Origin of the sequence: Streptosporangium sandarakinum, from assembly GCF_050942225.1 — a bacterium.
Lineage (GTDB): Bacteria > Actinomycetota > Actinomycetes > Streptosporangiales > Streptosporangiaceae > Streptosporangium > Streptosporangium nondiastaticum.
In genome coordinates, this window is the sequence record NZ_CP192034.1 from 4,987,509 (window position 1) to 5,000,862 (window position 13,354).

Below are 13,354 nucleotides of genomic sequence, written 5' to 3' on the forward strand. Positions count from 1 at the left end.
GGAACGAAGGAGCGAAGCGACGAAGTGACGAGGGAAGACACCGGACACCAGCCCCCGAGCCGCGACACGCAGTGTCGCCATGAACACAACGAGGGAAGACACCGGACACCAGCCCCCGAGCCGCGACGCGCAGCGTCGCCATGAGCACAACATGAGTACAGACGCGGCCGGCCTCGGGAGGAGCCGGGCGGTGGTGTTCGCGCTGCCGGCGCTGGTGCTCATCGGGGTCTTCCTGGTGTTCCCCGCCCTGTGGACCATCTACCTGGGTCTCACCGACTACCGGCTGACCGGCCTGGCGGCGGCGGACCCGCAGGTGGTGGGAACCGCCAACTACACCGCCGCGCTCGGCGACGAGCGGTTCCGCAGTTCCTTCTGGCTGACCGCGCAGTACGTCCTCGGTTCGGCGGTCATCGGGCAGGCGGGGCTCGGCTTCACTCTGGCATGGACGCTGCGCGGCCGGCGCGGGACCGTACGGCGGGTCGTCGAGGGACTGGTGCTGCTGTCGTGGATCCTGCCGGGCTCGGTGGTGGCGTTCCTGTGGATCGCGCTGCTGGACCGCGACGGCGGGACCCTCAACGCCCTGCTGGGCACCCCCGGCGCCGCCTGGCTGCTCGACCATCCGATGCTGTCGATCATCGTGTTCAACACCTGGCGGGGTACCGCGTTCTCGATGATGCTCTACTCGGCGGCGCTGGAGAACGTGCCCGTCTCCCACCTGGAGACCGCCCGCCTGGCCGGGGCCTCCACCCTGCAGCGACTCCGGGACGTGGTGCTGCCCCAGATCAGGGGGCACGTGCTGACCAACGTGCTGCTGACGAGCCTGTGGACGTTCAACGACTTCACGCCGTTCCTGATCACCGCGGGCGGCCCCGAGGGGCGGTCGGAGATCCTGCCGTTCTACGTCTACAACACCGCCCTGCGCGGTGGGCAGCTCGGTTTCGGCGCCGCCGTGTCCTTCCTCATCCTCCTGATCAATCTCGTCTTCGCGCTGGCCTACCTGCGCCTGCTGCGCAACCGCCGGGAGGTGGCCGTGTGAGTCCCGAACCCGCCGGGGAACCCGGTGCCCGCCCCGGACCCGCCGGGGGTTCCGGGCCCCGGACCCCGCCCGGCCCCGCCGTACCCGTCGGGCCCGCGCCCGGCCGGCGCTCACCCGTCCGCCACGCGCCCGTACGGCACGCGCTCGGCCGGATCTCCTCGGCCGCCTTCCTCGCCCTCGTCGCCGCCTTCTTCGCGCTGCCGATGCTCTGGCTGGCCTCGGCGCCGTTCGACGCCCACCCCTCCATCACGGTGTCGGTGCCGGAGTTCACGCTGGCCAACTTCCGCGCCATCCTCGCCAACCCCTACGCGGCGGGCTCCATCGTCAACTCCGTCATCCAGGCCGGCGGCGCGGCGGTCCTCGTGGTCGTCCTGGCCGCCCTGGCGGCCTACGCCCTGTCCCGGGTCCGGGTGCCCGGCCGCGACGTCCTGCTGTACGTGCTGCTGCTCCTGTCGTCGGTCGTCACCGGCACCGCCGCGATGGTGCCGATCTTCGAGCTGGCCACCCGGCTCGGTCTGGTCGACACCCATCTCGGCGTCATCCTCGTCGTCTCCGGCGGCCTCCTCCCGGCGGCGATCTTCATCCTCAAGGACTTCATGGACGCCACCCCCACCTCCTACGAGGAGTCGGCGCGGGTCTTCGGCGCCTCGCCGGCGCAGATCCTGCGCCACATCGTTGTCCCCCTCGTCCGGCCCGGCCTGGCGACGGTGGCGGTGTGGGCGGTGGCCAGCGTGTGGGGCGGCTTCCTGATGCAGTACATCCTGCTGCGCGACCCGGACAAGTCGCCCAGCGCGGTCGTGCTGTTCACCCTCTACACCGAGGGCGGCCAGCCCGACCTGCCGTTGATCTCGACCTTCTCCCTGCTCTACTCACTGCCGGTGGTACTGATGTACCTGTTCGTGAGCAGCAGGTACGGCTTCCGCTTCCATGGAGGGATCAAGCAGTGATCTCCGTGCACGGCCTGACCAAGGTGTTCCCCGGCGGCGTCCGGGCTCTCGACTCCCTCGACCTGGAGATCGGCGAGGGCGAGTTCTTCGCGCTGCTGGGGCCGTCCGGCTGCGGCAAGACCACGCTGCTGCGGACGATCGCCGGCCTGGAGACCCCCACCTCCGGGAGCGTCGTCATCGGCGGGACCGACGTGACCGCGCTGCCGCCCGGCCGCCGCGACGTCGCCATGGTCTTCCAGGACTACGCCCTGTTCCCCCACATGGACGTCACCGACAACATCGCCTACCCGCTGCGGATCAGGAAGGTCCCCCGCGACCGCCGCCGGGCCAGGGCCGCCGAGGTCGCCGGCCGGCTGAGCCTCACCGAGCTGCTCGGCAGGCGCCCCGGGCAGCTGTCGGGCGGCCAGCAGCAGCGGGTGGCGCTCGCCCGGGCCATCGCCTGCCACCCGCGGGCGTTCCTGTTCGACGAGCCGCTGTCCAGCCTCGACGCCCGGCTCCGCCTGGAGGCCCGCACCTTCCTCAAGCGTCTGCAGGACGAGCTCGGCGTCACCACCGTGTTCGTCACCCACGACCAGGGCGAGGCGCTCGCCCTGGCCCACCGGATCGCGGTCATGGACGCGGGCCGCGTCGCCCAGGTCGGCACCCCCGCCGAGGTGTTCCACCGCCCCGCCACCACCTTCGTCGCCTCCTTCATCGGCTCCACCCCGATGAACCTGCTGCCCGGGCGGATGGGGGACGGCGCGCTGCACGTGGCGGGCGCCGTACTGCCGGTCCCGGGGGACCCGCCCGGCGGCGGGGACGGGAGAGGCGCCGGGGACGGCGGGGAGATCGTGTACGGCGTGCGCCCGGAGTACACCGACCTGTCCACCACGCGGCGCGACGACGGGTTCGCCGGCGAGGTCGCCGTCCTGGAGAACCTCGGCACCGCCACCCTCGTCACCCTGGAGGGCCCCGGCCACCTCGTCCAGGCCGTCGTCCCCGAGGGCCGCGAACCGGCGCTGGGCACGACCGCCTGGGCGGTCCCCCGCCCGGGCCGCGCCCTGCTCTACCGCGACGACGTCCTGGTGGGCCGGGCATGAGGGCGCTGCGCCTGACCGGCCGCTGGAGCCTCGCGGACCGGGTCACCGGCCCGGTCCGCGGCGTGCCGTTCGAGCTGCCCGCCGGGGCCCGCGCCTTCACCGTCCGCCTGACCTACGATCGCTCCGCCGGTGTGCTGGACCTCGGCTGTGAGGGCCCGGCCGGGTTCCGCGGCTGGTCCGGCGGCGCCCGCTCGGAGTACACCGTCGCCCCCGGCTGGGCCACCCCGGGATACCTGCCCGGCGAGCCCGAGCCCGGCGAGTGGCGCGTCCTGCTGGGCCTGTACCGCGTCCCGCCGGAGGGCCTGCCGTACGAGGTGACGGTCATCCCGCACCTCGCCCCGCCCGTCGCGCCGCCCGCCCGCGCCGGGCTGCGGCCCCCGCCACCGCCGCCGCGGGCCCCCGCCGCGGTCCGCCGCGGCCTGCCCGCCCTCGGCGACCTGCGCTGGCTCGCCGGTGACCTGCACACCCACACCGTCCACTCCGACGGTTCGCTCGGCGTCTCCGAGCTCGCCTGCCTGGCCGCCGACCGCGGCCTGGACTTCCTCGCCGTCACCGACCACAACACCGTCAGCCACCACGCGGAGCTGCCCGCCGCCGCGACCTACGCCGCGATCACCCTGGTCCCCGGCCAGGAGGTCACCACCGACCTCGGCCACGCCAACGTCTTCGGCGACGTCGGCTGGATCGATTTCCGCGAACCCCCCGACCGGTGGGCCGAGACGGTCGGGGAGCGCGGCGGGATCATGTCGGTCAACCATCCCGTGGCCGCCGACTGCGCCTGGCGCCACCCCATGCGCACCCCTCCCCCGGCGGTGGAGGTGTGGCACTGGAGCTGGTGGGACCGTACCTGGGGGGCGCCGCTGGCCTGGACGCAGGCGTGGTCGCCCGGGGCCGTGCTGGTCGGCGGCAGCGACTACCACCGGCCCGAGGAGGGCCACCCGCCCGGCGACCCCACCACCTGGGTGCTCGGCCGCGACCCCCTGGACGGGCTGCGCCAGGGCGTCACCGCCGTCTCCGCCACCCCCGACGGCCCCCTGCTGCTGCGCCACGGCGACGACTTCCTCGTCGTCGGCGGCGACGGGCTCGTGCTGTGGGGACCCGGCACCCGGCGGGTCGTCGTCGGCGACCGGGTCGTCCTGCCCGCCCGGCCGGGGCCGCACCGCCTGGAGACGTACCGCAACGAGGTGATGGCGCTGTGCACGTAGTGAAGGTCGCGCTCGCCGGGCTCGGCGTCGCCGCCCAGGTGATGTACCTGCCGCTGCTGGCCAGGCGGCGGGACCTGTTCGAGGTGACCGACGTGTGCGACCTCGACCCGGCACGGGCCGAGGCCACGGGCCGCCTCACCGGCGCCCGCACGCACGCCGACCCCCTGGAGATGCTGGGCCGCGGCGGCTTCGACGCGCTGGTCGTGCTCACCGCCGGGTCCCACGGCGCCCTCGTCGCCGCCGCCCTGGAGGCCGGCTTCGCCGTACTGTGCGAGAAGCCCCTCGCCTACAGCCGGGCCGAGGCCGAGGCGCTGCGGGCCGGGCCGCTGCGGGCCGATGAGCGGCTCATGGTCGGCTACATGAAGCAGTACGACCCGGCCGTGCGGCGTGCCGCCGCCCTGCTGGCGGGGAGGGCCGTACGGCACCTCGACGTCACCGTCCTGCACCCCGCCGGCGAGGCCCAGCTCGCCTTCGCCCGTGTGCGGCCCTCCCGTCCCGCTCCCGAGGCGCTCGCGCCCTGGCTGCGGGCCGACGAGGCGGCGCTGGACGCCGCGCTCGGCCCGGACGCCCCCGCGGCGGCCCGGTCCCTCTACGCCGGCGTGGTGCTCGGCAGCCTCTGCCACGACCTGGCGCTGCTGCGGACGTTCGGCGGCCCGCCCGTCACCGTCGACCACGCCGCCGCCTGGGACGGCCCCTCGGTGGAGGTCAGCGGGGCGCTGCGCCGGGGCCGCTACGGCCTGCGCTGGCACTACCTGCCCGGTCACCCCGCCTACCGGGAGACCGTCAGCGTCCACCACGAGGACGGCACGCTGGAGCTGGTCTTCCCCTCCCCCTACCTGATGAACGCCCCCACCGTCCTGACCTCCTCCTCCCCGGACGGAGCCGCCGAGGTCAGGGCCGTCCACCGCGACGTGTCCGAGGCGTTCGAGCTGCAACTGGAGGCGTTCCACGCCCTCGTCACCGAGGGCACGCCCCCGCTCACCGGCCTCGACGGCGCCCTCGCCGACATCGTCGCCGCCCAGCAGATCATCCGGGCGGTCGCCGGACCGTCCGTCGGAGGTGAGGCACGTGACGCCTGACATCGCGACCGCGCGGACACCATCGGAGGTGAGGCGCGTGACGCCTGGCACCGCGACCGCGCGGACACCGTACGGAGGTGGGAGGCGTGACGCCTGAGACCGCCGGCGTCCCCGACGTCTCCGCCGCCCCCGGCATCGTGGTCGTCCCGCACACCCACTGGGACCGCGAGTGGTACCTGCCGTTCCAGCGCTTCCGGCTCGGCCTGGTCCGCCTGCTGGACGAGGTCCTCGACACCATGGCCGCCGACCCCGCCTACCGGTTCACCATGGACGGCCAGCTCGCCGCCCTGGAGGACTACCTGGAGATCCGCCCCGAACGGCTCGGCGAGGTGCGGCGGCTGGTCGCCGAGGGCCGCTTCGCCGCCGGGCCCTGGCTCATCCTCGCCGACGAGTTCCTCTGCTCCGGCGAGACCCTCATCCGCAACCTGGAGTACGGCATGCGCGGCGCCGAGGAGCTCGGCGGCGCCATGCGCGTCGGCTACCTGCCCGACCAGTTCGGGCACTGCGCCCAGATGCCGCAGATCCTGCGCCAGGCCGGCCTGGAGCACGCCTGCCTGTGGCGCGGGGTGCCCGCCGCCGTCGAGCGCGACGCCTTCGCCTGGGTCGGCGCCGACGGCACCGCGATCCGCACCCAGTACCTCCCCGGCGGGTACGGCAACGCCGTCGCCCTGTTCACCGGCCCGGCGGGCGACCTCGCCGACCGGCTGGCCGCCTTCGCCTCGATCATGCGGCCCTGGCACCCCGAGGGCCCGCTGCTGGCCATGTACGGCGCCGACCACAGCGCGCCGGCCGCGGACATCACCGCCGCCGGGCTGCGCCTGGCCACCCTGGAGGAGTACGTCACCGCCCACGACCCCGGCGTCTCCGGGCTGCCCGCCGTCCACGGCGAGCTGCGCTCCCACGCCCGCGCCAACATCCTGCCGGGCGTCATCTCCGCCCGGCTGCCCGCGAAAAGGCTCATGGCCCGCGCCGAACGCGTCGTCGCCCGCTACGCCGAGCCGCTCGCCGCGCTCTGGCTGCCCGGCGACACCGTCGCCGCCAGGCTGCTCGACCTGGCCTGGCGCCGCCTCATCGCCTGCAGCGGCCACGACTCCATCACCGGTTGCGGCGCCGACGAGACGGCCCAGCAGGTCGCCGCCCGCATCGCCGAGGCCGGGCAGATCGGCCAGGCCGTCGTCGACCTGGTCGCCTCCTCCCTCGCCGCCGGCACGGCCCGCGACGCCGTCGTGGTCGTCAACCCCTCCCCCTTCCGGCGCACCGGCCTCGTCCTGGCCGGCCTGCCCGAGTCCCGCCCGGTCCTGACCGGCCCCGGCGGGGCCCGCGTGGCGGCGCAGCGGCTGGAGCTGGCCCCGACCCTCCTCGACGAGACCGTCATGGACGACCTCGCGCTGCTCCTCGGCCGGGTCCACGACCGGGAGCTGTTCGGCCAGCGGATCGTCTCGTGGTCCGTGGGCGGGGATTCCGCGGCACCGTGCCCGGAGAAGGGCGAGGCCCCGGAGGGGGCGCCGCCGGCTTCCGCGGGCGGCTCCGGAGCGGTTCCGGCGGACGCCCCGGAAGGGGTCTTCACCGTCGTCGTGGCCCGCGACCCCGCCACCGGCTACGAGTACGCCGACCTGCGCGCGGCGGTCCTGGACGCCGCCGCGGCCCGGCCCGGCCCGTGGCGGGTGCGCATCGTCGCCGAACCCGTCGTCACCGTCGCCGCGCTGGTCACCGTCGAGGCGTTCGGCCGTACGGTGCTCACCCCGGCGGCCGGCGGGGGCTTCGGCGGGGAGAGCCCGGCGGTGGAGGACCCTATGGCGGGAGCGGTCCTCACCGGAGCCGGGTCCGCGGAGGACCGGTTCGCGGACGGGATCCCGCGGGACCCGTTCACGGAGTACGAGGCCGCGGACGAGATCGCGCGGGACCCGTTCGCGGAGGACGGGGCCGCGGACGGGATCCCGCGGGACCCGTTCGCGGAGGGCGGGGCCGCGCGTCCGGGAGACGTGCCGCGTTCCGCCGAGGGCGTCCTCGACAACGGCCTGCTGCGCGTCACGGTCGCCCCCGACGGCACCCTGTCGCTGCGGTCCGCCGGCGCCGAGGTCCACGGGGTGGGCCGCGTCGTGGACGGCGGCGACGCCGGGGACACCTACAACCACGCCCCGCCCCGCCACGACGTCCTCGTGGACGCCCCGTCCCGGGTGGAGGTCGAGACCCTCCACACCGGGCCGCTGGTGTCGGTGCTGGAGATCCGCCGCGAGTACGCCTGGCCCGCGCACGAGGAGGAGGACGGGCGCTCCGCCGCCCGCGAGGACGTCACCGTCACCACCAGGGCCGAGCTGAGGGCGGGCGAGCCGTACCTGCGGCTGGAGATCTCCTTCGACAACCGCTGCCGCGACCACCGGGTCCGCTGGCACGCGCCGCTGCGGCCCGGCGCCGCCGAGTCCTTCGCCGAGGGGCAGCTGTCGGTGACGCGCCGGGGGACGGCCGCCGAGGGCGGCTGCGGCGAGGAGCCGCTGCCCACCTTCCCGGCCGAGGGCTTCGTCGCCGCGGGCGGACTCGCGGTCCTGCTGGACCAGGTGACCGAGTACGAGCTGACCGGTGGGGAACTGGCGCTCACCCTGCTGCGGTCGGTGGGGCTGCTGTCACGCAACCGCAACGCCTACCGCGACGAGCCCGCCGGTCCCCAGATCGCCACCCCCGAGGCCCAGTGCCCGGGGCCGGCCGTGCTGCGCTTCGCCGTACTGCCCTGTCCCGGAGCCTGGCACGAGGCTGGGCTGCCGCGGCTGGCCGAGGAGTATCGGCATGACCTGCTGGTGGTGCCCGGCGGCGGTCCGGCCATCGGCCCGGCCGCGCGGGCGGAGGAGCGGGGCGCGGGGACGGCCGGGAACGGGACGGGGGCGGATCCGGTGGGCGGCGGAGCGGCGGGGACCCTGGACGGGACGGAGACCGGACCGGCGGGTCAGGCGGTGGACGAAACCCTGGACGGGACGCAGGCCGGCCCCGCGGGCCAGGTGGCGGAAGGAACCTTGGACGGGATGGAGGCCGGCCCCGCGGGTCAGGCGGCGGAGGGGACCTTGGACGGCGCGGGCGCGCGACTGGAGGTCGAGGGCATCGGCGTGGTGCTCACGGCGCTGCGCGAGCGGGACGGCGCGTTGGAGGCGCGTCTCGTCGCCGAGCATCCCCGCGGCACCGAGGCCGTCATCCGGGGGGCGTTCATCGCCGCCCGCCGCGCGGACCTGCTCGGGGTGCCGGGTGAGCGGCTGGAGGCCGCGGGCGGGGAGGTGCGGCTGCCGCTGCGCCCCTTCGAGATCGCGACGGTCCACCTCATCGGTTGAGCGGCGGGCCGGGCCCGCCCCGGCCGCCGCGCGCCGGATCCGTCCGGGAGACCGTCCCGGCCGCCGGTCGCCGAGCCCGGATCCGGAGGATCGGCTCGGCGGACCGGCCGCCAGGACGGGTCCCTTCCTGGTCCGTCGCCGGGACGGGCTCCCGTCCCGGCCGCGGGAACGCGGGTGACCCCGGCTATTCCCCGCCCTTCTGGATGTACGACCTGACGAACTCCTCGGCGTTCTCCTCCAGGACCTCGTCGATCTCGTCGAGGATCGCGTCGACGTCGTCCGAAAGCTTCTCGTTGCGCTCCTGGACGTCGGAGGTGTCGACCGAGGTGGTCTCCTCCGCCTCCCGTTCGGTCCGGCCGGTCTGCTTCTGGCCGCCGGTGTCCTTGCTAGCCATCTGTGGCACCTCCGCCTGGGGGACGCTTGTGCTTCCTATCTTCCCCGAAGCGACTGACATTGCGCGCGGATCGTCCCCCGATCTTTGTCCGGGGTCCGCGGCGACCGCCCAGGGGTTGTCGTCCGTCCAGAGAACCTCGTTCGTCCCCTTTAAGGCAAATATCCCCTTCTTTCGGCAACGACACCCCTGTCCGGAACGGGAAACCGTCCGGGCCCGACCCGGGAACGTTCCCGCGGCCCCCGGCGGCCGGGCCGGGGAGCCGGCGCCGCCCCGCGCCGGGAGCGGCCCCGCACGTTCTCCGCCCCGCCTCCGCGGCCTCCCTCCGGTCACACGGCCTGGACCTTCACTCTCTCCGCCGACCTCCTTTACGATGTAGATTCGCAACTTGGTCGGGTTTTCTGACAGATCGGGGGCGTGCCAGTTAGCCCGCGGGGGTGGAAAACTGAGATCATTGACCGGTGAGCACCATCGTCGACAACCGGTACAAACTCGCCTCCCCCGTCGGCCGAGGAGCGACAGGGGTCGTCTGGCGTGCCTATGACATGCTTCTGGACCGCGAGGTGGCGCTCAAGGAGATCCCGCTGCCCCCGGGACCGGACGCGGTCGAACGGCGGCGCCGGGTGGTGCGCGAGGCGCGGATGGCGGCCCGGCTGAGCCACCGGGGCATCGTGACGGTGCACAACCTGGCCGAGGAGGCCGAGCGGCTCTGGATCGTCATGGAGTTCCTGGAGGCGCTGACCCTGCACGACACGCTGGTGCAGGCGGGGCCGCTGCCGGCGGACCTGGTGGCGGCGATGGGACGGCGCCTGCTGGACGCGCTGCGGCACGCGCACGACGGCGGGGTGATCCACCGGGACATCAAGCCCGCCAACATCATGCTGACGGGCGACCGGGTGGTGCTGGCCGACTTCGGGTTCGCCGCGCCGGAGGGGGCGGCGAGCGGCTCGATGCGGGGCACGCCCGCGTTCCTCGCGCCGGAGGCCCTGCACGGGCGGGGCGGCACCCGCGAGGCCGACATGTGGTCGTTCGGGGCGACGCTGTACATGGCCGTGGAGGGGCAGACGCCGTTCCGCACGGTCAACTCGATGGCCGCGCTGGCGGAGGCGCTGCGCGGGCCGGCGCGGGCGCCGCGGCGGGCGGGCCCCTGGAGCCGGTGCTGCGGGGACTGCTGCGCAAGGACCCGCGGGCCAGGCTGAGCGCCGAGCAGGCCTCGGTCCTGCTGGCCCGGGTCCGCTGCACCAGCGCGGCCTGACCCGCCGGACGCGCCGCGCGGGGGCGCCCCCGCGCGGCGGCGGGCTCACCGGTCGCCGGTGAGGGCGCTGACCAGGTCGGCGGCGGTGCGGCAGCGGTCGAACAGCTCGCCCACGTGGGCCTTGGTGCCGCGCAGCGGCTCCAGGGTGGGGACGCGCTGCAGCGACTCGCGGCCGGGGATGTCGAAGATCACCGAGTCCCAGGACGCGGCGGCGACCGACTCGCTGAACTGGCTCAGGCAGCGGCCCCGGAAGTAGGCCCGGGTGTCGCTGGGCGGAGCCTCGATGGCCCGCTGGACCTCCTCCTCCGTGACCAGGCGCCGCATCCGCCCGCGGGCGACCAGCCGGTTGTACAGGCCGCGGTCGGGACGGATGTCGGAGTACTGCAGGTCGACGAGCTGCAGGCGCGGGTGGGACCAGGCCAGGCCGTCGCGGCTGCGGTAACCCTCCAGCAGTTCCAGCTTGGCCACCCAGTCGAGCTCACCGGCCAGCTGCATCGGGTCCTCGGCCAGGCGGGTGAGGACCGACTCCCAGCGGTCGAGGACGTCCTTGGTGACCTCGTCGACGCCGTTGCCGCTGCGTTCCTCCGCGTACTTGCGCGCCAGCTCCAGGTACTCCATCTGGAGCTGGACGGCCGTCAGCCGGCGGCCGTCGCGCATGGCGATCTCGTACTTGAGGGTCGGGTCGTGGGAGACCGCGCGCAGCGCCTGGACGGGGTTCTCCACGGAGAGGTCACGCGTGAAGTAGCCGTCCTCGATCATGGCGAGGACGAGCGCGGTGGAGCCGAGCTTGAGATAGGTGGAGATCTCCGACATGTTGGCGTCGCCGATGATGACGTGCAGGCGCCGGTACTTGTCGGGGTCGGCGTGCGGCTCGTCGCGGGTGTTGATGATCGGCCGCTTGAGCGTGGTCTCCAGGCCCACCTCGACCTCGAAGAAGTCGGCCCGCTGGCTGATCTGGAAGCCCTCGCCGCGGGAGTCCTGGCCGATGCCGACCCGGCCGGCGCCGGTGACGACCTGCCGGGACACGAAGAACGGCGTCAGGTGCCGGACGATGTCGGCGAACGGCGTGGCCCGCCGCATCAGGTAGTTCTCGTGGCAGCCGTAGGAGGCGCCCTTGTTGTCGGTGTTGTTCTTGTAGAGCTGGATGGGAGCGTTGGAGGGGATCGCCGAGGCGCGGACCGCGGCGTCCTGCATGACCCGCTCCCCCGCCTTGTCCCAGATCACCGCGGCTCGTGGGTTGGTGCACTCGGGAGTGGAGTATTCGGGATGGGCGTGGTCCACGTAGAGCCGGGCGCCGTTCGTGAGGATCACGTTGGCCAGGCCCAGGTCCTCGTCGGTGAGCTGACTCTGGTCGGCCATCTCGCGGGACAGGTCGAAGCCCCGCGCGTCACGGAGGGGGTTCTCCTCCTCGAAGTCCCACCGTGCCCGCCTGGCCCTGGCCGCGGAGGCGGCCAGGTAGGCGTTGACGACCTGGGACGAGGTCACCATCGCGTTGGCCCCCGGCTGTCCGGGCACGGAGATGCCGTATTCGGTCTCGATGCCCATCACCCGCCGTACCGTCATGCGCATCCTCTGTTCATCCGGGACTGTCTCCTCCGCCGTATATATCCCCGACCCTAGACCTTTCACTATGCCCGGTGGCCGGACAGTTATGGCAACGAAGCCTTTTCGCCCGTCGCCCAGGGATCCGGGCGGGGATTCGGGGGCGGGCCGGGTGGGAACGCCGGGGCCGCGGAGGCGACCGGCGGCGCGGGTGGGAACGCCGGCGCGGTGGCGGGGGCCGGGAACGCCTGGGCGACGGGGACCGGCGGCGGGGCGGGTACCGGCGGCGGGGCGGCCCGGCGCGTCCTCGCCCTGACGAACTCCTGGACCGGCCGCTCGGCCACCCGGTACACGAGGTAGGAGAAGGCCATCGCGGCCGCGACGGTGACCAGGGCGGTCAGCCATGGCGGGAGGGAGTCGCGCAGGGCGGGGACGATCAGCACGGCCGCCGCGGTGTGGAAGAGGTACAGGGGGTAGGTGAGCGCGCCCAGCGTGACCAGGCCGCGCCACCGCAGCCGGCGCAGCAGGCCGAGCGCGACCAGCGCCATGAGCGCGTAGAAGCCGATGACGGTGGCGGCCACGGCCCACGGGGGCACGGGCATGGCCGCGTAGCCGACCAGCCCGATCCGTCCGGCCACCCGCTCCATGGCGGCGCTGACGGCCAGCCCGGCGCTGATCCCGGCCAGGCACCACAGGACGAGGCGGGGGCCGAACCTGGTCATCAGGAAGAAGGCCATGCCGCCGACGAAGTACGGCGCGTACTTCGGCATCACGACGAGGTCCACCCACGCCTGGTCGCTGCCGGACAGGAGACCGGCAGCCAGCAGCCAGACGCCCATGAAGACCAGGCACCGGTTGAGCGTCACGCCGACGATCACCAGGATCGAGATGAGCACGTAGAAGCGGAGCTCGGCCCACAGGGACCAGTAGACGCCGGTGGCGTCGTAGACGCCGAAGGCCCGCTGCAGCATCGTGAGGTTGACCCCGTACTCGGCGGGGCTGAGCTTGGGGTCCAGGGCGGTGGCGCCGGTCAGGCCGTAGAGGGCGGCGGTGACGGCGACGCTGACCCAGTAGGCGGGGAAGAGCCGCACCAGCCGGGAGAGGGCGAACGCGCCGAGGCCGCGGCCCCAGATGCTCATCAGGATGACGAAGCCGCTGATCATGAAGAACAGCTCGACGCCGAGGATGCCGAGTCCCGAGAGGGTCGAGATCGCGGGGAAGAGCTTCGCCGGCCGCTCGCCCCACACCGAGGCGAAGGCGATGAAGTAGTGGAAGGAGAGCACCGCCAGGGCGGCGACGAAACGGAGGAGGTCCAGCTCGGCGAGACGGCCACTCCCCCGGGCCGTCCCGCGAGACCCCGCGCCGGTCACCGGATGACCGCGCCTGAATGATCACGCACGTCGGTTGGACGGCCGCTGGATCACCTGGGTTCCCGGTGGTGTGATCACACTTGTGTGACGGACGGGACGGCGGGTGCGCCGGGGCCGCCCCGCGCGCCCGGCCCGG

General features: G+C 74.1%; 10 protein-coding genes. 7 read left to right on the forward strand and 3 right to left on the reverse strand.

What is annotated here, in order from left to right; all coding sequences use genetic code 11:
* Positions 1–151 precede the first annotated feature (151 nt).
* The 6 genes from ACQP10_RS23395 to ACQP10_RS23420 all read left to right on the forward strand — a co-directional run bounded on the left by ACQP10_RS23395 (position 152) and on the right by ACQP10_RS23420 (position 8,660).
* Positions 152–1,036: a carbohydrate ABC transporter permease gene (locus ACQP10_RS23395; RefSeq protein ID WP_346022472.1), complete on the forward strand. Its 885-nt coding sequence runs from the start codon at positions 152–154 to the stop codon at positions 1,034–1,036.
* Positions 1,033–1,983 (forward strand): carbohydrate ABC transporter permease, encoded by a 951-nt coding sequence (locus tag ACQP10_RS23400; protein WP_433539713.1) that lies wholly within the window; start codon positions 1,033–1,035, stop codon positions 1,981–1,983. The genes ACQP10_RS23395 and ACQP10_RS23400 overlap by 4 nt, the downstream gene beginning before the upstream one ends.
* Positions 1,980–3,062 carry an ABC transporter ATP-binding protein gene (locus ACQP10_RS23405; protein ID WP_433539714.1) on the forward strand — a complete coding sequence of 361 codons (1,083 nt, stop codon included), beginning with the start codon at positions 1,980–1,982 and terminating at the stop codon, positions 3,060–3,062. Before ACQP10_RS23400 ends, ACQP10_RS23405 begins: the two co-directional genes overlap by 4 nt.
* Positions 3,059–4,267 carry a CehA/McbA family metallohydrolase gene (locus ACQP10_RS23410; protein WP_433539715.1) on the forward strand — a complete coding sequence of 403 codons (1,209 nt, stop codon included), beginning with the start codon at positions 3,059–3,061 and terminating at the stop codon, positions 4,265–4,267. The genes ACQP10_RS23405 and ACQP10_RS23410 overlap by 4 nt, the downstream gene beginning before the upstream one ends.
* On the forward strand, positions 4,258–5,346 hold the full coding sequence (locus tag ACQP10_RS23415; protein WP_346022476.1) for a Gfo/Idh/MocA family protein: 1,089 nt from the start codon (positions 4,258–4,260) through the stop codon (positions 5,344–5,346). Before ACQP10_RS23410 ends, ACQP10_RS23415 begins: the two co-directional genes overlap by 10 nt.
* Before the next feature lie 86 nt (positions 5,347–5,432).
* Complete coding sequence (locus ACQP10_RS23420; protein ID WP_433539716.1) at positions 5,433–8,660, forward strand: alpha-mannosidase; 3,228 nt, start codon at positions 5,433–5,435, stop codon at positions 8,658–8,660.
* A 184-nt stretch (positions 8,661–8,844) separates the two neighbouring features.
* Here ACQP10_RS23420 and ACQP10_RS23425 read toward each other — a convergent pair whose 3' ends face one another.
* Positions 8,845–9,054: a ubiquitin-like protein Pup gene (locus ACQP10_RS23425; RefSeq protein WP_179828145.1), complete on the reverse strand. Its 210-nt coding sequence runs from the start codon at positions 9,052–9,054 to the stop codon at positions 8,845–8,847.
* 458 nt (positions 9,055–9,512) lie between these two features.
* On the opposite strand from ACQP10_RS23425, the gene ACQP10_RS23430 reads away from it, so the two are divergent.
* Positions 9,513–10,250: a serine/threonine-protein kinase gene (locus ACQP10_RS23430; RefSeq protein WP_433539717.1), complete on the forward strand. Its 738-nt coding sequence runs from the start codon at positions 9,513–9,515 to the stop codon at positions 10,248–10,250.
* 101 nt (positions 10,251–10,351) lie between these two features.
* Here the strand turns inward: ACQP10_RS23430 and dop are convergent, their stop codons facing one another.
* Positions 10,352–11,869 (reverse strand): depupylase/deamidase Dop, encoded by a 1,518-nt coding sequence (dop, locus tag ACQP10_RS23435; protein ID WP_179828141.1) that lies wholly within the window; start codon positions 11,867–11,869, stop codon positions 10,352–10,354.
* A gap of 86 nt (positions 11,870–11,955) precedes the next feature.
* On the reverse strand, positions 11,956–13,218 hold the full coding sequence (locus ACQP10_RS23440) for an acyltransferase family protein (protein WP_433539718.1): 1,263 nt from the start codon (positions 13,216–13,218) through the stop codon (positions 11,956–11,958).
* Between the last annotated feature and the right edge of the window lie 136 nt (positions 13,219–13,354).